This is a genomic window from Dehalococcoides mccartyi, from assembly GCF_001889305.1.
Lineage (GTDB): Bacteria > Chloroflexota > Dehalococcoidia > Dehalococcoidales > Dehalococcoidaceae > Dehalococcoides > Dehalococcoides mccartyi_A.
The window spans coordinates 252,675-270,053 of the sequence record NZ_CP013074.1 but is presented as its reverse complement, the minus strand read 5'-3'; the positions used below and the strand labels follow the sequence as shown (position 1 = coordinate 270,053).

Below are 17,379 nucleotides of genomic sequence, written 5' to 3'. Positions count from 1 at the left end.
TGTGGGATTCTTTTGGTTGTTAAGCTCTCTTCGTGTGGCTGGGGCCGACCTCGGGATACAATGTGAAGAGTGGATTAGACCAGAGATCATCACCGGCTTTTATGCCAGTTTTCGTAAGTCGGTAGTAAGTCCGCTCCGGAGCCGGGGAATAGTTATCTTGGATTGTTGAAGCTTCAGTTTTATGAGTGACTTCAACCCATCCCAGCCTTTTTAGTACCCCAAAATACATGAGAAAAGAATGATACCGCATATGCGTGAACTTGCGGGAGACTCGTTTCAACTCACGCTGGTAAATTTTCTCGGCTTCTTCTTCGGAAACATCAGCACCTTTGACCACCATGTTACTTATGATTCGCTCAGCTCGCTCCCTGGCTGTAGCACGTGCTAAAGCCTCCTTGTATTCGAAGTTGATGTCAGCCTGGGGAGCACCTCGCTCAGGATCTATTTTCCTTGAACCTTCAGGGCCTTTACCCATAAGGTATTCCCGAATAAACCACCCGCAGCCAAATGGACGGAGGAATCCACCTCTTGTAGGTGCTAGTCGGATTACCATGAGTTAGGCTACCTCTATCAATTTTCTGGCGGTTTGCTCAAGACCATCGAATATCTTGTCTGCTACTTTGCGTATAGCAGCCAAGTTAGCTTCAAGAACTTTCTTATCCTTGGACCAGATTGCTACATAGGGGAATGAGCGGGCACCGGTGTCAAAACCATAATGAGCGCCGATAGTAAATGCCACGCTTTCGGCAATGGTTTCGGCATCACTCCGTGGTATGCGAAATACCCCCTCAGAGTAATAATGAGCAACTTCATGCAACAGTGTTTTTAATTGCTGAGCTCGTGATTCTTCCGGTCGAACCCAGATACTTTTGCCCGTGTAGTAACCCTTGATATCCGGATCCTGATCCGGCTTTGATTCAAAACTGACCTCAAGGCCTTGTGATTCTGCCAGATGCATAACTTGCTCAAATAATTTTTCATTTGCTTCACCGGTAAGAGGTGGAACTTCAAATTCGGGAAGAGGTTTCCCTTCTGTTTGACTAACATCAAAAACGTGGACCACTTTGAAATAGATCGGTCGGATCTCCGTTTCCTCTTCATCCTGTGCAGTCTCAGTTTCAGAAGGTTCAAGTATCTTTTTCTTAGGAGGCATACACGGAGCCAGAATAGCAATTCCCTTTTCGCCTTTTTTAACCCAACGATATAAACCTTTCCAAGTACTGAAACCGGCGACCCGGGTAGCGTCAGGGTTCTGGAGCATGATCAGTATCAAGTTACCGATGCTGTAATCGTGAAACTTGGACATGGTAAGCAAGAATGTCCTAAAGTTGTCGCTTTGCTGGATACCATCGACCCCTTCCTTGAGCCGTTTCAAAACATCGTCAATCTTGCGTTCTTTGACTTCGGATTCAATCGCGAAGCTGTAGTCCGGCAACGGAACACCAACCCACCTCAATAGACCGTAATATTGTGGCGAAATCCTCTCACATGCTCCAGCTACCTGGTTTGGGCTGTCATAAGAATCGGGCTCCTGCTTGAAGACTTCACCTCCGGTAGTTACTACATACAGCTTGCCGCGGCTGAGGACAGTTAGATCGCCATCATCGTGTACATGAACCACATCATAAGCTCCGAGCCTGTTCAGTGATTCGGTCCTTTTTGGAAAACGTCGGGGATCTAGCAAGCCAGCATCAGATCGACTGGACTTAACCAACCGTAGATGCCTGACCTCCTCCGGTTGTTCTTTCACCAAGTCACGTACCAGGCTTACTGCGAAAACACCCATTAGAGTAAAACCCATAAGGGAAATCATCGGAGTCATCCAATCAGAGGCTTCTACGGTGCTTACAAGGGTCAGTAATTCAAACGATACTTGGGCGCCTTCTTCTATACCTTCAAGCTCACCGGCATTAACCTCAATGAAATAACGAGGAGGTATCGTTGCATGTACAAGATATCCCGGCTGAACATTGCGATAGATCTCGGTAATTACCATGTCCTCGGATAAGAAGGCAATATCCAGCGGGAAAAGCATCGGCTCAGTGGTTACGGTGATATCCTGAGTAAAACCCAAATCGAATAGCATTCCCGTACCGGCCTCCATCTCGGGAATACCGCCAAGTCCTTGCACCAACTCCCAGTATGTGCTGGATAGGGAAGCTAACCACTCTTTATCTCCAATCGTTATTTTGACCTGTCCTGCCATCATTGCCTCCCGGGTATTCTTTTTACGCCATTGATTTTTCCTTCTAAATTCATTTGATTAGATTCATAATTTGACGTCCCGATATCTGAGCCACCGAACATCGCTAAATCGAAATTCTTGTGCCACCGTGCGGAAGCCTTGAAATCGGTTTTCTCCTCGAACTTTTTACCTCGCAAGACCTTCGGCTTCATACCCGATGGAGCAATTACCGACATACCTTTAAGGAAAGACTCGCTAGTAGAATCTTCCCGGTAGTTTATCGGAGCGTTGATCCCAAATTCTTCGTGATTCGCATATTTACCCATTTTCATTACCTCCTGATACCAGCCTGAATCCACACTTGTCGGGTACCGCTCCCAAGTCGAAATCTCTCAGAGTTGGAAAGTTACGGCACCCTTCAGGTCTGTTTTCCCATATCCGACAGCGTCCCGACTCTTGATCCAAATCAGGGCACCAACCTTTTTTTGGTAATACCTCTGCCGGCTGATCAGGTTGGTTATAAATCCAGCAAATGCAGCACTGGCCACAACGATTACATTGGCCGATTACCTCAAATCGTCCTGATTGATTTGATTTTTGCAGTATCAATTTCTTCCATGCCATTCTATGTATAAGCCTGATAAGCCCATGTTCTTTGAGCTCCGTCTATAGCTGAAGAAGACCAGTTGCTGATCCGGAATCTGAGGGTTCCATTGGTCGGACAGTAAGCAGCAATGCAGACTAGACCGTTCTCAAGGTCCGACTGACATTGGACGTAGACTTTGTGGGTGGTCAATACCCCGCTCACACTGACATCCACGTTTTCTGTCGAAGCCTTGGTAATACTAGGCGGATCGACAGCCACCGTTCCCTTCAAAGCGGGTCCACCTCCAGCATCACCGTCCAGCATCATCTTCTTCCAGCTCATTCAGGCTTCCCGAAACGTATTTCTCCAGGTTTTGGCGCACTTGCAAACAACTGTTTAAATCTATCCTCAAGCAGTTCGAACTTAACCATCTCAAGGACGTACAATACAGTTTGTATTTCGGCCTTATGCTCGGATAAAACGGAAACCAGGGCATTATGCAACTCTTCCGCTTCTTTTTGTTTCTCCTCACGGTAGGTCTTTTCAAACTGTTCTAAAAGGTCTTTTGTTTTCATCTTTTCTCCTTAAGGCACCCAAATATAGGGATGTTTGTCACCACCAGTGGAGTTATAGTAGATTTGCCCCTCGACCTCGGTTCCAGAATTAGGAGCTGCCGCGGCAACATGTATCACCTGGCCAACAAGCTGCTTCTGGTTACAGTCAAGATTAGCTTGTAGCGGACCCAGTGCGTGCCGGTGATCGGCCCTAACAAACTTGTTTGCTGTTCCGACTGCTGCCGCCTGGCCATCGACCGCCGCCAAATCACCGACCAGAGATTCAGGGACATCGTGTTTATGATCCTGTCGTGATGCCCCGGCAGCTACACCTGCCGACGCAGCGTTGAAGTCGACATTTTCAGGTACCGTATCAGATAGGACAGCTACATCACCCTCGAGCATCACCTTTTTCCAAGTCATTTGCTTGCCTCCTCTTCAGGTACATACACCCAGTAGTTTCCGGTATCAGGATCAAGGTACAACCTGTTCGATAATGGAGCAACCGCTTGCCCGGTTGCGAAAGCATTCATTAGTGAAGGCATAAGCACCGCGATACAACCAGTTACGATAATAGCCTTCATCATGAAAGTGAGTACCTCGTCTTCAAATTCTTCTTCCATGGCTCAATTCCATAATTTTTCATACCACTCACGCTGCTCTTCACCGGATACCTTCCGGTATTTCATCGTCGTAACAATGCTCTGGTGTCCCAAGTGTTCTTGAAGCAGCCTGATACCATCACCTGAATCATCCAGTTTGACCGCATGGACGGCGAAGGCATCTCGAAGGCGGTGAGGACTTACATTGTGCTCCTTACCGGTTTCAGAATTTACCAGGTGCGGGAGTTGAGCTCTTTCAGCACAATCCCGGATAATCTGCCAAGCTCGGTGACGAGTTAAAGCAAATATCAATTTATTTTGGTGATTAGCTCCTCCCCGACCTATATACTCCTTCAGCATCTTCAATGTATCTTCATCCAAGGGCAGAGTACGGAATTTACGGTGCTCTTTTTCATCAGATAAGGCCTTGTCTACCTTTTTCCCGCATACCGGGCAATATTTGTGCTCTTTTCCTAGCCTGGCATTACACTCCGGGCAGGAAAGCTTGATTCGTTGCTTAAGATACTGGATTGTAACTAAACCCTGCTTAAAATCAATATCGCTCGTTTTAATTCCCAGCGCTTCGGATACCCGACAACCCAAATGAAATAAAAGGCGAATTAGCAGCTTATCCCGCAAATATTCTGCAGCCTGTTCGAGCTGTTCAATCTCCTGTATTTCGAGGTAGGCTTTCACCATTATTCGGCTCCCTCACCCATCTGCTGGGTCATCGGCATGATCATTCCCATCATCATGAGCATCATTATCATGGGCATGATGGAGCTGAACATATCGCTGCTACTGGGATTGCCGGTTACTATAACCACGTTATCCTGCTCAGCCAAAGCATTAGTATCCTCGATCCAAACCCTTAAGCCGTAAGTGCCATCATCAATACCGCCGGTCGCTTTCGGTATAAGGATGAAGTCGACTGTAGCCGTTTGTTCTGCTGGAGTCGAGGCAGGAACCAACGCTACATCGGCGTCCCCCACACACTGATCAACCATGTGCTTACCGAATAGATTGGTATAGTAAGGACCTGCCATCAGTCTTACCGTCTTATTTACACCAACGATATATTTAAAGGAGACGGTCACCCTGACAGTATCCCCAACGTTAAATGTTTTCTGTTCCAGCGCCATCGGCGCCAGGACTATATCCAGGGTCATGTTTCCTCCTAGACCTTGGCAAAGTCGCTAATCTTGAACTCCGTGATACTGGGATCAACACCGGCAATAGTCAAGGCATTCTCGTAGCCAAACAGGAATGATGTGGTTGCTTCTCCACCGATGCTGGGGCTGCCACCAAAAATCTTAACGTAGATGTCATCCCAGTTGGTACCAATACCGGTCGGAATAGTAAAAGTATAGGAATCACTCACGTTCGGAGATGACGGAGGGGTGGTTACCTGAGGAACATTAAACGAAGTCCTCTGTGTGAGCCTCTCGTCAAAACCGAATATCCCGTTGATACCAATGCTGTAGTATCCGGTGATCCCTGTTATCGCTGGTCCGGTGTATTTGAAAGACAAAGTAATTTTAAGCCGGTCGCCAGGGGCCACGGCTACTTGCTTCGGTGCGGGATTCATGTATCCCAGCGGAATATAAACACCACCCGCGAGAGTAAAGAATTTCCCGGCAGTGGAATCATAGAAGACACGCTGTCCTGTTCTTGAGTCAATATACCAGCCTGATACAGCGGGATCTTCCATCTGCTGGACAGAATCATCTTCGAGCAGCTTGAACCATCCCAGATTTAAATCCAATGTTTTGAGTGCCATAGTTTTCCTCCTAAACCTTGATAAAGTCAGCGATACGGAAATCCGAGATCGATGGCTCTGATAATGCGGTAATTTCCACCGATTTGGTAAACTCGTCATCGAAATACCAGTAGCCATCGGAACCATACCAGTAGCTATAAGCGTGTATTGTTACTCGTCGGTCCGGCATTACAAAAGAAGCACTAGATGAATATGTGGCACCGCCGTTGACGTTCGCCCAGTTCTCAGGGACATTGATCCCCGGCCAGGGTGAGACGCCGTATTCTAAAGCGCCGCCTATCATGATGCTTATAACCGCAGAGTAGGTATTCTTTACCTTAATGGTAATGTCTACCTTGTTCCCTGCAGCAGCCTGGCTGGGGGCGACTATCTCGATGATATCTGCATATAGCGCCATGATTACTCCTTGAGTTCTTGCGGCTCTTCTGTGTTATTGGTATCTTTGCCGTTAGATAAAGGGAAGTTCCCATTGCCGAAACTGCCTGCAACCCGGTTCCCTATAACGTCGATACCAGCCCCGCCCAGAAAGGCATAAAACAAATCCAGCGCATTTATACCGTCCGATAGCTGGTAGCCGACCGTAAACACAGCAGCTGCAATCAGAGAACGAATGGCTGAGCCGCTAAACTTACGTCCATCAAACGGCTCTTTCGAATCGAGCCATCCTAAAAGGGCAGCAACTAGACCTCCCGCCAAAGCCACTAGTCCCACATAAAATCTATCCATTAAACACCTCCCGTAAGAGCCGACATCAGCGCCATCATCATTATCATCGGGAACATTTCGGTTCCTTGCAGGTTCGAAGAGCTCACCTGGGCTACTTCTCCCAACATCGTTCCCATAGCCGGTAGACCATAACCATAAGCATTATCCTTATTAACGGGTGCATCCGATGGTTTGGTCGAAAAATAGAGAGCATACTGGCGGGCATCCGTCCAGCGGAACGACCAACTCTCACCATAAGCCCGCCGCCCGCTTTCCCAGAGAAGTCCGGTAAGTCCAGCCAGCATAGGAGCTGCAAAGCTAGTCCCTGATTTGGTTAGATATTCATCGTCAGCCTTGTTGCTGGCCATTTCCAGGTTAGTACCCCAGATAACGAAATCAGGCTTGGTTTCTCCCTGCACAGTTGGGCCGCGGGAAGATTTTTCCCAGATGATCAGATCGCCGGTAGTTTCTACTGCTCCTACCGCGATCACTTCCGGATCGCAAGCTGGTAGCATTATCGTGGTCATATTGGGACCAGAGTTACCTGCAGCAGCGATAACGTCTAATCCATATACCGTACTGGCTTTGCGGCAAGCAGCTCTTACCGGATTATCAGGATCGCCGTCGTCTTCGGCACCCAGAGATAGGTTGATAACATTGGGATAGAGTTCATCAGTCGCCCAAAATCCTTTACTTCTGGCTTGCTCCGCGAGTTCGCAAACACGATCGATGCCCATTACGATGTCTTCATCGTTGCCGATACCCTCGTCACTGATAACCTTAATATTCATCAAGGTCGCACCTGGTGAGATGCCAGCTTTATATCCCAGCGCATGCATGCCACCGGCAATCATGAAAGCTACCTGTGTCCCATGTCCGAAGACGTCGCTAGCGGAAGGCGAATCAGTATAGTTAGCCTCGTAAATCACCTTGTTCTGAAGTGATTCGTGGGTCTTACGAATACCACTGTCCAACACCGCTACGGTTAAACCAGTACCAGTGAGCGGCGGTGAAAAGTAGGAACGCAATAGATAAAATACATCAGAGATGGTCTCGACAGGTTGCGCTACGGAAACGACCTGGTTGGTAAGGTATGCTTTAACAGGTTTTACTACCAGACCGGAAATTTTCGCCAGAGCTTTTGCCTGATTCTCATCCATCTCGCAAAAGACCTGCTCAACAAGCTTCGTCCTGGTAATATCACGAGCGCCAACTTTCTTTGCTTCCGCTATAAGATCAGAAAGGGTTAGCCCTTTCGATATCAACGCATATCTCATCGTCTTGCTCCTATTAACCATTTCCGGTAGCGTAAATCTATGCAATTTATCACTTCATACTCCTTATGAGGGATAAACCAGCGAAATCGTGTACATTACTTTGACCTGGGCTTTATCGGGTATATTTACCGGTGCTGGTAATAAATCCCGGCTAAAAACTGCGTTATAAGTGTCGTACCACCAGCCGGTTAGACTGCCGTACGAATAGGCGAAGTTAATCTTGCCAATTAGAATAATCTCTCCCCAACCATTGATCTGGGCACCGCTGTTATTGTTGAAATACCGTTTGATGGAATTCGATAGCGTCTTGGTTCCAGCCGACCATACTTTGATGAGAGCCTCAGTTGGGTTGTAGTTAATCTGTCCTGAGCCATTACCGTTAGGAATTAACGCACCACTCAGATAATAATCTTCAATACTCTCGGCGCCGGTTCCCAGTCCCAATACTATCCCGTGGTTAGATATGCCCTCGTTTCCCCGAAATCCGCTTCCTAACGAAGAGACATCATTGGGTATCCAGCTGATTGGCGTATCTCTTTTAGCGATAGTGCCGGCGACATCTTTCGCGTTGATTAAGCCCGGTCCGAAAGTCGTATCATCAGCTTCAGCCGCCGCCGCCTGGGAAAACAATATGTTGTAGGCGTTACGGACGAAACTCTTACTCCGCTGGCATCTATGCAACAGGCTCTTTCCATCTCTCGTCATCTCAACTTCCAGATGAGCTTCGATATATGGCAGATGGAGATTATGAGCTGTTTTCCTGGCTATTTTATCGGCGATATAATCTATCATCCCTTCCCCCTATGACGGATATACCAGACTGATGGTGTAAGTAACTTTCAACTGCGCTTTGTCCAAAATATCCACGACCGGCGTAATGAGGTCACGGCTGAACAACGCATACATAGAGCTATCTCCACCGGTGATAATGCGTGCTATCAGTCCGATTTCTCCAAGGCTAATAGTCGCCCCGGAGTTATTATTAAAGTAGCGTACCAAGGTTCTTTTCTTGGTAAGGCTACTATATGAATCGACAGGATCCTCACTCCTCAATGTGTATAATTGCCCTACACCGTTGCCAATGGCGATCTTGGTGCCTAATGCGTAACCATCAAAAGATTCTGCCCCTGTTCCCGTACCAACGACGATACCAAAATCGTTCGCACTGCCGGGTGAAAGAAATCCCTGCCCGTTGTTATCGGTAGAAAAACAAAAACCCCGATAGGAACCGGAACTTAAGGATCCGTTGGTGTTTTTCAAATTCACATAGCCATCTCCCCATGTCCCATCACTCATCGGATAACCTGCAATAGTATGGAAAAACAGGTTATAGGCATTTCTGACAAAGCTCTTGCTGCGCTGGTATCGATGGTCCGTAATTCTTCCATCAGGCATCTTGAGTTCGATATCCAGATACATCGCCATGTGCGGAACATGCAGTTGTAAACTGGATTTCTTCAGTAGCCAACCCTGAATTTCATCCACAAATCGTCTTATCACGAGTACACTCCTATCGAGACATTCCCAATCTTTGGCATCTGGGTCATGCTCGAATAGGTAGCAACTTCAAATTTGACCCAGTAAAGACTGTTCCCGTCTACGGTGAACATTGCCCAGTCCGCTGGCCTTATAAACGAAAGCCAGCGATGTCCCGTGCGTTTATAACTGAATATCTGGTCTCCGCTACCTAAAAGCGTCAGAGCAATCCAGGTACTGCCGTTGTAGTATTTGGCGGTGATGGTGAACGTCCCAAGCCCTTGCCGGTTCACCCACAACCGTACCGTATCAAACTGAGAAGCATTTCCCACATATAACCCGTCGCCCACAGCTGGTACTGTCGGAAATGGCTCAACGTCTCCCATTTCGGTTTTAATATTTTGAAACATATAATCGTGGGCAGTGTAAGTTGTCCAGCTGCCACCGGAGTTGGTGCTGTGTTCCCGGTTACCGCCCGCAAATGAGCCGGATGAGTTATATCTCCAGTAAATAGTTCCGGAAGATACGGTTACGACGATGGCATACTTTGTCGCCGGGGTAAGAGCATAGCCCGCAGTGAACATGAAGTCATAGAAATCACCCGAATTTTCAGTTTGAATGGCGTCCGTTATTGAGCCATCGATGGTTGCCGATACCAGGTCCGCTCCTGTCGGATGGCCATTAACATCAGTAGCTTTAATCGCAACGGCTATCGTTCCGATGGTCGAGGTACGGTATAACATGACGCGAACACCCAGTACGGTGTAACCGATTCCATCAGTAGTAAATGTCTGCGCCAACCAGGTTGTCGAAGTGCCTCCAATGGCATTATCTGCCCCGGATGTGTATTCATCGGCAATTTCAGGTGAATCCAATGCGTCTGCCGTAACATCCGTCTCTATCAGCAGGTCATCATCGTGTTTATAAACTTTATCCGGATCATCCGGTGCTGTTACAACACTGTCTTCTTCAAGTAGAGGTATAGGTACTACCAAACCTTCTTCCTCTGCCGCTGCTTCTCCCGGGTCACTTATATTTTCTTCATGAGCAACAGCCGGGAAGAAGTCGATTTCAAGCGTCTTGAGCACTGACTTGGCAATATCGCCACTCCCGGGTCGACCAATCAACGGCCCGATTTGAACCGGCTCTCCCGATTTCCCATACAACAGACTCATTGCATCCTTCCTATTCGGTAACCCACTCCCAGCTGATGTCTTTAGCAGTATCGCCGGAGTTATCGCTCTTTAATTCACAGCGGAGTGTCCCACTAATCGCCATTGCACCACTGATTATCCATAGACCATCGGGATCTATTCCGCGGGTGAACGATTGCTCGTGCACCTTTTTTTCGATATTGTTAATCGAGTGATATAACCTCACAGTAACGATTGCTCCATCCACCAAATTTTCTATGTTCAGCCATAAAGCCTGAACCTTTTTGAAATTGCCGAGAATCCCGATGGTCACAACATCACTACCGGTTTCTCCGGAAGTTCCGATCCCTGCATACCAGTTTGCGTTTGTTGTTCCTTTATTTCCTAACAACCTGGTAACACTACTTTTAATAAGTAAACTCATTTACATCGCTTCCAGCATGTAGTCGTAATCCACACTTTTACCGTTATCGGTAACCTCATTGCTTTGGAGGGTTACTCGCAAAATGTTATGTACCGCCCAGCTTCCGTTGATGACCGGTATACCAGGTGGATCGGAACCGGCATCGAAAACCTGCTCATATACTTTCCGTTCAATACCATTCACTGCCTTATATAGCCTTATCGTTATCTGGGTACCTGCCAGATTATGGATGCTAAGGGTGAGATCGTGTATTTTATTTCTGGTCCCTACAGCACCTATGGAGACAACATCTGACTCTGAAACTTGCCAGCCTGCGGCGAAAGATCCTTCCATAGGACTTTGTCCTGCCAGCTTGTCTATCTGGCTCTTAACTGCATCCAGTTTTCCTTCAAGTGTAGCTATCGCATCCTCTATGCTTTGAAGGCTGAGCCTCTCTGCTTTGTTCTCAATGTAGAACTCGCCCGGCATTAACTTTGCCTCCCTGCGGGTAATAGCTTCCTTTCTTCTTTGGGCTGAGAGATGTTTTCCTTCTTTTCAGATTGTGGTTTCAAAGCAACCGCTATCATCCCCAGCATCAGGAACGGGAACATCATCCCCAGTAGTGAACTCCAATCTGTTGTAGTTGTGGTTGAGCCTCCCAACCAGGGTGGGAGAACACTGCTCGATACCTGCGCTAAATATGTTGATACCGAATCGGTAACTTCCTCGGTTTCCTTTTCGACAAGTAGTACCGCGAGGCTAGCGTCACTTTCTTCAAAGCGTAACGCTCCATTAAGCTTGATAAATTCTCCCGGTGCGACCTTGAACCAGGTATAACCAAATACCGGCAGCGCTTCTTCGCTGATTAAAGTCTCGTTCCTGGTAAGTCGAGCCATCAGGGCGTATTCTTTTTCGACTTCTGTTGGATTAGCCACATAGATGCTGCATCCGAGATCCATTCCGGTTACATAGGAAACTACCGGAGGCAGGTCCCAGAAGATATCGCCCAATTCACCGCTCAAGATTGAAAGTGAAGTGGTCATAGCGGGTACTTCACCTCCTCACCCTTGATAGCTTTCTTCACCAGTGAAAAAGCCCAGGCAGCCATGGCTACCAGCACGGCGACTCCCATTAAAGTACCCAGGACACCCTGCCATTGGGCAGCCTGATACTCTGCCAGTGTGTAGTAATAGTCTTGCGGGTATTGATTCATGCTGCTGCCCCTTCTAATTTCTCCGGCTCCACCTGCTTTACCTTCTTCACCTTTTCTTTCTCAGGTGTGAACGAAGGCACGAGTTTGGTAACGAGGATCATGACAACCAGCATGATTCCCAGGTTGACGATACCGCTAATCAGGTTTTTCAAGTCTTCCGGCATGAGCCACCAAACCAGTGAACCCAACAGCGGCGGCAAAACAGTAGTAACCAGCAGACCGATAATAATCGGCAACCAGGCAAATCCTTTTTGCCAGGCAAAGTAGACTGCAGGCTGATTTACATCGGCATAGACAACGTGGCTATAGCCCGGCCACAATTCGACTCCGGCGTCAAAGCACGCCTGTTCCAGTTGGTTTAGTGCTTCCTCGGAAGGAAACTCGGTAAAATCGAGTCGCATTAAAAAAAGAGCACCTTCAGCCGAACTTTCTTCAAGCGTAGCGAAGGTGCCCAGGTCTTCAATACTTGTAGCTGAGCCTATTAGTACAGCCCTGTATCCCTCTGGTGCCATGGCATAGGGCATCCCGCACCTCCCATGGCTTATACCAGCCGCTTCGCTTTGCGACCATAGGGATTGAGGGTGACCTTGCGATCTGCCGTGGTGCCGCCGACCGCTGTCACCGTGGCTACAACGGTAATCTTGTCCCCACCTACTAATCTTAGGTCAGCTCCGAGTTGCCCTGGAGAAGCAAGGTCATAGTCAGTATCGGCGCCGGCTGCCTGGTCGGTACCCAGGTATTTCTTGTCGATGTCACTGACCTTCGGGAACTTGGAGATACGGACGTTGCCAGATACTTCGGCCTCGGTGATCAGGTTGAGACGGTTAAGGAACCACACCTCACCGGAAGGTACCTCAAATTCGGTGGTTTTTACCACATCCTGTGCGGAAACATTCGGCACAGTGACTTCAATTTTATCCCGTTCGTCGATGCGGTCCTCGGTTTGAAGAGCCTCAGCATTAAGCAAAGCTTCCCTGAGCACCTGGAGAGGCAAGCCCATCCAGTAGCCCGACTCGTTGTCATAGACTCCGAGCAGGGTCAGCGATTGTCCCAGGGGAGGCACCCATCCCTTCGGAGGCCGCGTGCCGGGATACCCCGGATATTGTTGTGTTACAATTTTTTCGGTCATATTAAAACCCCCTTACTAGATTTCAAGCGCCTGCTATTTGCTGGAACTGGTCATGCCCTTCATCATGGGCATAAGGATAGCCATCATCATGATCATCATGATCATTGGCATCATGGCTGAGAACATGCTGGTCATGTCGGTGGTTTGTGCCGGGTAATAACCCGAGACGGTGCCATACTGGTATTGCTGCGGCCTTATTTGCTGGCCGGCGAACTGCTGTGCTGTGAACATTTTTCGATTACCTCCTCAAAGTCTTTTACGATAAGTCAGATTTTTAGTCTTTGGCAGACGCGGTGACGCCCTTCAACATGGGCATAAGGATGGCCATCATCATGATCATCATGATCATTGGCATCATGGCCGAGAACATACTCGTCCAGTCGGTCCCAGTCGTCTGGGTCGGATAATAACTAGAAGGACCACTCACCTGCGCTGGGTTAAATTGTCCTGGTGCCACCGGCCCGGTCAGTTGCTGTGTTTTGAACATCTTTTCCTCCTCAATTTCTAAGTTGGAGCCTGATGTCGGTCCGCTTTATCAGGTTTACCGCTGCCGCGACAGCGGTTAAACCAATTGGGGCTGTGCCCTCGTCTGGATAGACATCAAGCGGCCAGATTGCTATTCGAACATGGCCCGTTTGTAGCCGGAGACCATGACCTCACCCTTACCATCCACACCATCGCGGTAGTGATTTACCCGCCCCTCTTTGACCTTCAGCCCGGACGGTGCAATACCGTTCATTCCGGTGCGGAAAGCCTCGGGAGTGGCTTTTTCCTTGTAGGTGATGGGGACATTCTTCTCGAATTCGTTCCAGCTTGCGTACTTACCCATGTGAGCACCTCCTCTTTCGTTCGTACCCGGTCGCGGCCGGGTAATGGCGGGGTGCAACCTGTCCGAAAAGGAAAAAGGGGTTAGCCTTGAACCCTTCCGGTCCAGGTTGCTAACCCCTTTTCTGAAGCCCTGAAGCTACCGGTAAAAAGCAAACCCTGCGAGCCGACTTTCACCGGCAAGCTCGCAGGGCTTCATTAAGAGCGTACCGCGTCATGGCTCGCCTGACAAGTCTATAAACGCTTATATAAGCTTCTCTTCCCGCTTCACCTTGACCCGGATAATAAGATCTCCGTCTACCACGACCTCGACCGCATCACCGGGTTTAAGCCGGTGATAGTTTATCCAGGCTTTAGGCAAGGTGACTGCAAAGCCACCTTCACCAATCTTGAAAAGCTTCCGTTCTACCAGGAGTGGCATTAATCAGACCTCTCAAACATGGCTTCGTTCCATCGCTGCCATTTCTTTTCTTGGGCAGCGGCATACTTTTTGACTGCCTTTTCCGTCCATTCTTTCTCGCGGGGATTTTGCACCTCCTCTGTGGGATTCCTTTCGATCAGAAAGCTCTTCTCTACTGCAGAGCGTTTGCCAACGTTGGCAGTCTCGTAGGACATTCTCCAGAGTGACAGGAATATCAGCCACTGGAGAGGCGCAAACCAGCTATTCATAGATTTTTACCTTATAGCCGACAGCCTGAAAGCCACGGCTGAGCATTTCAATCCAGCTGTCGGTTGATTCCTGGAGCATCTTCTCGACCTGCTGATGCTCGCTTTTCCCGAGACGTAGCTCAAAACCCCGCTCATTTCTCTTGATGGCAATCTCTACTTTTGAGATCGCTTCTTTTACGTCCGGCGGAGACTGTCCCATCTGGCGGCTCATCATTTTGAAGAGCATCTCCCTTGCCTGGGGTGAGTTGGCCATTTGCATAAAATCAAACATTTCTTTCCTCCCATTCTTTAGCGGTGTGTTTTTCAATCGGCTGCGGGTCCGACGGCGGTTGACTGCCGGGCATTCCGCCCCCCTGCGGCACTCCCGGCATCATGCCGGGCATTGGCATACCGAACATCTGGGACATCTGCTGCATGGACTGGAGCATACTTACAACCTGGCTGAAGGGGTCGTTCGCCTGTCCCCCAACCATCTGCTTGATCTGAGCCAGTGTGCTGTTTACCTGGGTGTTGCTCTGCGAGATTGCTCCAAATAGTTGACCCGCTGTTGCCTGAGCGGTTCGCTCGGCGATCTCCTCACTGGAAGACTTTGCCCTGGCTGCCGCCGCATCCTGCTCTTCCCGTGTCTCTTTCATCAGCCTTAGAATAGGTTCCATACGTCTAGCGTCAGCCTCAGCCGAACCCTTCTGAATATTCACCAGGTCCATCACCATGAGCATGGCTGCCCGGAACTTCATGATGGCTCGTAGCTCAACCTCACCTTCGGGAGTGCCTCCCATGTAGTGCTTGAGCACCGCTTCAGGAGCAATCATTTCCATGCCGCCGCCCATCTTGCGTATGATGGGAAACTCACTGCTGGTTTTTGCCTCTTCTTCCTCCCCGTTACGGACCCGCTCCAGCTCTTCCCGGATAATTACCCGCAGCTTGTCTTCCGGCACCAGGGAAGTGCCTGTATCCGATAGCTTGAGATCCTGTAAAGCATTGTGGACCTTACTGCGGCTCACCCCGAGTTCTGTTGCCATCTGCCTTTCCGATTGCCCCTGCTCTTTGCGTTTCTTAACTTCTTCTAAAAACTGGTCATCCACATTTCCTCCTTTTCAACCACCAAAGCTAGGGTGGTTATCACTGGTTTATTCTTTATATCTGAGATGGTTATTGTCTGGTCAGACCACTTGAAGCTAAATGGTCTGGTTTTTACCACGCTTGCCAGCCTTGAAATCGTAGCTAATTTGTCTCCCGACCGGTCACCGGTCTAGTCTTAACTTGAATCCGTTACACCTCCCAGTAACAGATTGATTGCTTTATCTACACCGACTTGCGGCGCCAACCGGGCGATGCGGATCGCGTCCCTGACATCCTGACTTCGACCATCCAGTTTTCGCGCAATTTCCTCGGCTAGTTCGTTGGTTAAGTTTTCCTTATGTACCATTACACCTTTCACCACGGTCAAGAATTCGCTGCGGCTGTAGGGATTAAGCTTGCGGATAGCAAAACGGGAACGCAACTCCGGGGATAACTTCTCCAGCCGGTTGCTGGCGGCAATGACCTTGAGAGGATTGTTGATGTCGAGCTCTCGACCTCTCTTGGCCCTGACCAGTCTGCCGCCTTCCATCATCGTCAGTAAGGCTGCCATATCAACGGCGTTCATTTTGTCCATCTCATCAATCAATAAAATCTTCGGCTCTCTTTCGGCTACTAGGTCCCATAATCCCGCCTTGGAAGTAGCTGAACCGACCAGCCAGATGGCTTGCTCAACAAAGGTCTGCTCGATGTCCCAGAGGAAGAGAGTCTTGGCCAGGGCAGGCGGCCCCGATAACATGACGTGCACAGGCTTTTCTGCCAGAAGGGTAGCCTTAAGCAAAGCCTTAACGTCTTCATGCCCGATAATATCCGTAAAGAGGTCATCCCCAAGATTTACCATCGGCTCTGGCTGAGGCCCGGCGGAAGATTCTTGCTGGTTTGCTAGAATAATGGCTTTGGCTTTTTCCGTGAGCTTGTACCCGGTAAAGGAGTTGGAACGAAAGACGTTGTCGAGATAACCGTCCTTAAATAACCTGCTCAGCGTTGCCGGCCAGATGCGAACGTGACGCCACGACCAGCCAATCCGGTATTCCTTCTCCATGTCAACTGACGCCTCAAACCTGGCTATCTCCATAATCAGTTCCATGTCACCATCTTTCATCATCGCCACCCCCTTTCTTTCGAAATTTGCTGATAGGCCGCTGTCACGAGCTGGAAGAGAAACTCGGTTCCCTGTACTCCGGCGGTATCGGGATGCAGCCTTACTACCAGCTCCCGGTACCGCTTTTTAACCTGGCCATCGGGAACAGATTTGTCCAGACCAAGCACCTGGTAGGAATCTATACCGACAGAACGAGAAGATTGATTACCCATCTTCATGGCTGACCAAAGCTCTCCCAATACCGGATCGTTACACATTCCTTGCAACATCTGGTTTAACCATCCCGACATCATATCTGCCGTTGCTTCTGCCATCCTCTTTTGTGCTTTCTTTACCTGGTCTTCCACGGCTTTACCACCAGAAATGTCCGCAAATTATGCCAAGCAAAAACCCGACCAGTATCTGCCACCAGTTTTTACCTGCCAGTCTGGCCACCAGTATTCCCAACCCCATGAAGATGAGTAAATACAAAAGTGGTGAAGCCTTCTGGTCTTCCCGGACGATCTCCGTCCAGGGCTTACCGCCCACCTTACGCCAAAGCTTCTCGTAAAGCTTGCCGATGATTCCTATCATGTTTCCCTACCCCCTTTACCTTGAGCCAGCCTCTTTCCTCTTCAGGCACCGGTGGCCCAATGCGGT

Annotated in this window: 34 protein-coding genes; all 34 read right to left on the bottom strand. The window is 48.9% G+C overall.

Annotated elements, in window-relative coordinates; genetic code table 11:
- Positions 1 to 19: 19 nt before the first annotated feature.
- The gene (locus ASJ33_RS01490; protein ID WP_236886614.1) at positions 20 to 475 is read right to left on the bottom strand and encodes a hypothetical protein; all 456 of its coding nucleotides are present in this window, start codon (positions 473 to 475) and stop codon (positions 20 to 22) included.
- A gap of 81 nt (positions 476 to 556) precedes the next feature.
- Positions 557 to 2,206, bottom strand: coding sequence for a DUF192 domain-containing protein (locus ASJ33_RS08535; protein ID WP_236886613.1), 1,650 nt, complete (start codon positions 2,204 to 2,206; stop codon positions 557 to 559).
- Positions 2,206 to 2,511 (bottom strand): hypothetical protein, encoded by a 306-nt coding sequence (locus tag ASJ33_RS01475; protein WP_072555528.1) that lies wholly within the window; start codon positions 2,509 to 2,511, stop codon positions 2,206 to 2,208. Before ASJ33_RS01475 ends, ASJ33_RS08535 begins: the two co-directional genes overlap by 1 nt.
- Entirely contained in the window at positions 2,504 to 2,809 is a 306-nt protein-coding gene (locus ASJ33_RS08655) for a YkgJ family cysteine cluster protein (RefSeq protein ID WP_072555526.1), read from the bottom strand. Before ASJ33_RS08655 ends, ASJ33_RS01475 begins: the two co-directional genes overlap by 8 nt.
- 1 nt (position 2,810) lies before the next feature.
- On the bottom strand, positions 2,811 to 3,113 hold the full coding sequence (locus ASJ33_RS01465; RefSeq protein WP_072555524.1) for a hypothetical protein: 303 nt from the start codon (positions 3,111 to 3,113) through the stop codon (positions 2,811 to 2,813).
- Positions 3,110 to 3,346, bottom strand: a complete 237-nt coding sequence (locus ASJ33_RS01460; RefSeq protein WP_058292349.1) for a hypothetical protein — start codon at positions 3,344 to 3,346, stop codon at positions 3,110 to 3,112. Before ASJ33_RS01460 ends, ASJ33_RS01465 begins: the two co-directional genes overlap by 4 nt.
- A 9-nt stretch (positions 3,347 to 3,355) precedes the next feature.
- On the bottom strand, positions 3,356 to 3,748 hold the full coding sequence (locus ASJ33_RS01455) for a hypothetical protein (protein ID WP_072555522.1): 393 nt from the start codon (positions 3,746 to 3,748) through the stop codon (positions 3,356 to 3,358).
- Positions 3,745 to 3,948 (bottom strand): hypothetical protein, encoded by a 204-nt coding sequence (locus ASJ33_RS01450; protein WP_072555520.1) that lies wholly within the window; start codon positions 3,946 to 3,948, stop codon positions 3,745 to 3,747. The genes ASJ33_RS01455 and ASJ33_RS01450 overlap by 4 nt, the downstream gene beginning before the upstream one ends.
- A gap of 3 nt (positions 3,949 to 3,951) precedes the next feature.
- Entirely contained in the window at positions 3,952 to 4,626 is a 675-nt protein-coding gene (locus ASJ33_RS01445) for a tyrosine-type recombinase/integrase (RefSeq protein WP_236886612.1), read from the bottom strand.
- A complete protein-coding gene (locus ASJ33_RS01440; RefSeq protein ID WP_072555518.1) occupies positions 4,626 to 5,096 on the bottom strand; it encodes a hypothetical protein in 471 nt (156 codons plus the stop codon). The genes ASJ33_RS01445 and ASJ33_RS01440 overlap by 1 nt, the downstream gene beginning before the upstream one ends.
- A gap of 8 nt (positions 5,097 to 5,104) precedes the next feature.
- Complete coding sequence (locus ASJ33_RS01435) at positions 5,105 to 5,707, bottom strand: hypothetical protein (protein WP_072555516.1); 603 nt, start codon at positions 5,705 to 5,707, stop codon at positions 5,105 to 5,107.
- A gap of 10 nt (positions 5,708 to 5,717) precedes the next feature.
- On the bottom strand, positions 5,718 to 6,104 hold the full coding sequence (locus tag ASJ33_RS01430; protein ID WP_072555514.1) for a hypothetical protein: 387 nt from the start codon (positions 6,102 to 6,104) through the stop codon (positions 5,718 to 5,720).
- A gap of 2 nt (positions 6,105 to 6,106) precedes the next feature.
- Complete coding sequence (locus ASJ33_RS01425; protein ID WP_072555512.1) at positions 6,107 to 6,433, bottom strand: hypothetical protein; 327 nt, start codon at positions 6,431 to 6,433, stop codon at positions 6,107 to 6,109.
- On the bottom strand, positions 6,433 to 7,689 hold the full coding sequence (locus ASJ33_RS01420; RefSeq protein ID WP_072555510.1) for a S8 family peptidase: 1,257 nt from the start codon (positions 7,687 to 7,689) through the stop codon (positions 6,433 to 6,435). Before ASJ33_RS01420 ends, ASJ33_RS01425 begins: the two co-directional genes overlap by 1 nt.
- A gap of 63 nt (positions 7,690 to 7,752) precedes the next feature.
- Positions 7,753 to 8,481, bottom strand: coding sequence for a hypothetical protein (locus ASJ33_RS01415; RefSeq protein ID WP_072555508.1), 729 nt, complete (start codon positions 8,479 to 8,481; stop codon positions 7,753 to 7,755).
- 9 nt (positions 8,482 to 8,490) lie between these two features.
- A complete protein-coding gene (locus ASJ33_RS01410; protein ID WP_155760389.1) occupies positions 8,491 to 9,174 on the bottom strand; it encodes a hypothetical protein in 684 nt (227 codons plus the stop codon).
- Positions 9,175 to 9,185: 11 nt separating this feature from the next.
- Positions 9,186 to 10,340 (bottom strand): choice-of-anchor R domain-containing protein, encoded by a 1,155-nt coding sequence (locus ASJ33_RS01405; protein WP_072555504.1) that lies wholly within the window; start codon positions 10,338 to 10,340, stop codon positions 9,186 to 9,188.
- 10 nt (positions 10,341 to 10,350) lie between these two features.
- A complete protein-coding gene (locus ASJ33_RS01400; RefSeq protein WP_072555502.1) occupies positions 10,351 to 10,743 on the bottom strand; it encodes a hypothetical protein in 393 nt (130 codons plus the stop codon).
- The gene (locus ASJ33_RS01395) at positions 10,744 to 11,211 is read right to left on the bottom strand and encodes a hypothetical protein (RefSeq protein WP_072555499.1); all 468 of its coding nucleotides are present in this window, start codon (positions 11,209 to 11,211) and stop codon (positions 10,744 to 10,746) included.
- A complete protein-coding gene (locus ASJ33_RS01390) occupies positions 11,211 to 11,765 on the bottom strand; it encodes a hypothetical protein (RefSeq protein ID WP_072555497.1) in 555 nt (184 codons plus the stop codon). The genes ASJ33_RS01395 and ASJ33_RS01390 overlap by 1 nt, the downstream gene beginning before the upstream one ends.
- Entirely contained in the window at positions 11,762 to 11,935 is a 174-nt protein-coding gene (locus ASJ33_RS01385; protein WP_072555495.1) for a cytosine permease, read from the bottom strand. The genes ASJ33_RS01390 and ASJ33_RS01385 overlap by 4 nt, the downstream gene beginning before the upstream one ends.
- On the bottom strand, positions 11,932 to 12,459 hold the full coding sequence (locus tag ASJ33_RS01380; RefSeq protein WP_072555493.1) for a hypothetical protein: 528 nt from the start codon (positions 12,457 to 12,459) through the stop codon (positions 11,932 to 11,934). The genes ASJ33_RS01385 and ASJ33_RS01380 overlap by 4 nt, the downstream gene beginning before the upstream one ends.
- Before the next feature lie 17 nt (positions 12,460 to 12,476).
- Positions 12,477 to 13,064, bottom strand: a complete 588-nt coding sequence (locus tag ASJ33_RS01375) for a hypothetical protein (RefSeq protein WP_072555491.1) — start codon at positions 13,062 to 13,064, stop codon at positions 12,477 to 12,479.
- A gap of 33 nt (positions 13,065 to 13,097) precedes the next feature.
- Positions 13,098 to 13,295, bottom strand: a complete 198-nt coding sequence (locus tag ASJ33_RS01370; protein WP_041330468.1) for a hypothetical protein — start codon at positions 13,293 to 13,295, stop codon at positions 13,098 to 13,100.
- A gap of 43 nt (positions 13,296 to 13,338) precedes the next feature.
- Complete coding sequence (locus tag ASJ33_RS01365; protein ID WP_041330466.1) at positions 13,339 to 13,551, bottom strand: hypothetical protein; 213 nt, start codon at positions 13,549 to 13,551, stop codon at positions 13,339 to 13,341.
- A gap of 129 nt (positions 13,552 to 13,680) precedes the next feature.
- Positions 13,681 to 13,893: a hypothetical protein gene (locus ASJ33_RS01360; protein WP_011928712.1), complete on the bottom strand. Its 213-nt coding sequence runs from the start codon at positions 13,891 to 13,893 to the stop codon at positions 13,681 to 13,683.
- Positions 13,894 to 14,133: 240 nt separating this feature from the next.
- Complete coding sequence (locus ASJ33_RS01355; protein WP_072555489.1) at positions 14,134 to 14,310, bottom strand: AbrB/MazE/SpoVT family DNA-binding domain-containing protein; 177 nt, start codon at positions 14,308 to 14,310, stop codon at positions 14,134 to 14,136.
- Positions 14,310 to 14,558 carry a hypothetical protein gene (locus ASJ33_RS01350; RefSeq protein WP_072555487.1) on the bottom strand — a complete coding sequence of 83 codons (249 nt, stop codon included), beginning with the start codon at positions 14,556 to 14,558 and terminating at the stop codon, positions 14,310 to 14,312. The genes ASJ33_RS01355 and ASJ33_RS01350 overlap by 1 nt, the downstream gene beginning before the upstream one ends.
- Positions 14,551 to 14,829, bottom strand: a complete 279-nt coding sequence (locus tag ASJ33_RS01345; RefSeq protein ID WP_072555485.1) for a hypothetical protein — start codon at positions 14,827 to 14,829, stop codon at positions 14,551 to 14,553. Before ASJ33_RS01345 ends, ASJ33_RS01350 begins: the two co-directional genes overlap by 8 nt.
- On the bottom strand, positions 14,822 to 15,643 hold the full coding sequence (locus ASJ33_RS01340) for a hypothetical protein (protein WP_072555483.1): 822 nt from the start codon (positions 15,641 to 15,643) through the stop codon (positions 14,822 to 14,824). Before ASJ33_RS01340 ends, ASJ33_RS01345 begins: the two co-directional genes overlap by 8 nt.
- Entirely contained in the window at positions 15,625 to 15,759 is a 135-nt protein-coding gene (locus tag ASJ33_RS08600; RefSeq protein WP_257786074.1) for a hypothetical protein, read from the bottom strand. The genes ASJ33_RS01340 and ASJ33_RS08600 overlap by 19 nt, the downstream gene beginning before the upstream one ends.
- A gap of 57 nt (positions 15,760 to 15,816) precedes the next feature.
- A complete protein-coding gene (locus ASJ33_RS01335) occupies positions 15,817 to 16,743 on the bottom strand; it encodes an ATP-binding protein (RefSeq protein WP_236886611.1) in 927 nt (308 codons plus the stop codon).
- Positions 16,740 to 17,087 (bottom strand): J domain-containing protein, encoded by a 348-nt coding sequence (locus ASJ33_RS01330; RefSeq protein ID WP_236886610.1) that lies wholly within the window; start codon positions 17,085 to 17,087, stop codon positions 16,740 to 16,742. The genes ASJ33_RS01335 and ASJ33_RS01330 overlap by 4 nt, the downstream gene beginning before the upstream one ends.
- 4 nt (positions 17,088 to 17,091) lie before the next feature.
- The gene (locus tag ASJ33_RS01325) at positions 17,092 to 17,313 is read right to left on the bottom strand and encodes a hypothetical protein (RefSeq protein WP_072555481.1); all 222 of its coding nucleotides are present in this window, start codon (positions 17,311 to 17,313) and stop codon (positions 17,092 to 17,094) included.
- Between the last annotated feature and the right edge of the window lie 66 nt (positions 17,314 to 17,379).

Coding starts and splice junctions, on each gene's coding strand:
- ASJ33_RS01490 (WP_236886614.1), bottom strand. CDS start 475: ATGGGTAAAGGCCCTGAAGGTTCAAGGAAAATAGATCCTGAGCGAGGT.
- ASJ33_RS08535 (WP_236886613.1), bottom strand. CDS start 2,206: ATGGCAGGACAGGTCAAAATAACGATTGGAGATAAAGAGTGGTTAGCT.
- ASJ33_RS01475 (WP_072555528.1), bottom strand. CDS start 2,511: ATGGGTAAATATGCGAATCACGAAGAATTTGGGATCAACGCTCCGATA.
- ASJ33_RS08655 (WP_072555526.1), bottom strand. CDS start 2,809: ATGGCATGGAAGAAATTGATACTGCAAAAATCAAATCAATCAGGACGA.
- ASJ33_RS01465 (WP_072555524.1), bottom strand. CDS start 3,113: ATGAGCTGGAAGAAGATGATGCTGGACGGTGATGCTGGAGGTGGACCC.
- ASJ33_RS01460 (WP_058292349.1), bottom strand. CDS start 3,346: ATGAAAACAAAAGACCTTTTAGAACAGTTTGAAAAGACCTACCGTGAG.
- ASJ33_RS01455 (WP_072555522.1), bottom strand. CDS start 3,748: ATGACTTGGAAAAAGGTGATGCTCGAGGGTGATGTAGCTGTCCTATCT.
- ASJ33_RS01450 (WP_072555520.1), bottom strand. CDS start 3,948: ATGGAAGAAGAATTTGAAGACGAGGTACTCACTTTCATGATGAAGGCT.
- ASJ33_RS01445 (WP_236886612.1), bottom strand. CDS start 4,626: ATGGTGAAAGCCTACCTCGAAATACAGGAGATTGAACAGCTCGAACAG.
- ASJ33_RS01440 (WP_072555518.1), bottom strand. CDS start 5,096: ATGACCCTGGATATAGTCCTGGCGCCGATGGCGCTGGAACAGAAAACA.
- ASJ33_RS01435 (WP_072555516.1), bottom strand. CDS start 5,707: ATGGCACTCAAAACATTGGATTTAAATCTGGGATGGTTCAAGCTGCTC.
- ASJ33_RS01430 (WP_072555514.1), bottom strand. CDS start 6,104: ATGGCGCTATATGCAGATATCATCGAGATAGTCGCCCCCAGCCAGGCT.
- ASJ33_RS01425 (WP_072555512.1), bottom strand. CDS start 6,433: ATGGATAGATTTTATGTGGGACTAGTGGCTTTGGCGGGAGGTCTAGTT.
- ASJ33_RS01420 (WP_072555510.1), bottom strand. CDS start 7,689: ATGAGATATGCGTTGATATCGAAAGGGCTAACCCTTTCTGATCTTATA.
- ASJ33_RS01415 (WP_072555508.1), bottom strand. CDS start 8,481: ATGATAGATTATATCGCCGATAAAATAGCCAGGAAAACAGCTCATAAT.
- ASJ33_RS01405 (WP_072555504.1), bottom strand. CDS start 10,340: ATGAGTCTGTTGTATGGGAAATCGGGAGAGCCGGTTCAAATCGGGCCG.
- ASJ33_RS01400 (WP_072555502.1), bottom strand. CDS start 10,743: ATGAGTTTACTTATTAAAAGTAGTGTTACCAGGTTGTTAGGAAATAAA.
- ASJ33_RS01395 (WP_072555499.1), bottom strand. CDS start 11,211: ATGCCGGGCGAGTTCTACATTGAGAACAAAGCAGAGAGGCTCAGCCTT.
- ASJ33_RS01390 (WP_072555497.1), bottom strand. CDS start 11,765: ATGACCACTTCACTTTCAATCTTGAGCGGTGAATTGGGCGATATCTTC.
- ASJ33_RS01385 (WP_072555495.1), bottom strand. CDS start 11,935: ATGAATCAATACCCGCAAGACTATTACTACACACTGGCAGAGTATCAG.
- ASJ33_RS01380 (WP_072555493.1), bottom strand. CDS start 12,459: ATGCCCTATGCCATGGCACCAGAGGGATACAGGGCTGTACTAATAGGC.
- ASJ33_RS01375 (WP_072555491.1), bottom strand. CDS start 13,064: ATGACCGAAAAAATTGTAACACAACAATATCCGGGGTATCCCGGCACG.
- ASJ33_RS01370 (WP_041330468.1), bottom strand. CDS start 13,295: ATGTTCACAGCACAGCAGTTCGCCGGCCAGCAAATAAGGCCGCAGCAA.
- ASJ33_RS01365 (WP_041330466.1), bottom strand. CDS start 13,551: ATGTTCAAAACACAGCAACTGACCGGGCCGGTGGCACCAGGACAATTT.
- ASJ33_RS01360 (WP_011928712.1), bottom strand. CDS start 13,893: ATGGGTAAGTACGCAAGCTGGAACGAATTCGAGAAGAATGTCCCCATC.
- ASJ33_RS01355 (WP_072555489.1), bottom strand. CDS start 14,310: ATGCCACTCCTGGTAGAACGGAAGCTTTTCAAGATTGGTGAAGGTGGC.
- ASJ33_RS01350 (WP_072555487.1), bottom strand. CDS start 14,558: ATGAATAGCTGGTTTGCGCCTCTCCAGTGGCTGATATTCCTGTCACTC.
- ASJ33_RS01345 (WP_072555485.1), bottom strand. CDS start 14,829: ATGTTTGATTTTATGCAAATGGCCAACTCACCCCAGGCAAGGGAGATG.
- ASJ33_RS01335 (WP_236886611.1), bottom strand. CDS start 16,743: ATGATGAAAGATGGTGACATGGAACTGATTATGGAGATAGCCAGGTTT.
- ASJ33_RS01325 (WP_072555481.1), bottom strand. CDS start 17,313: ATGATAGGAATCATCGGCAAGCTTTACGAGAAGCTTTGGCGTAAGGTG.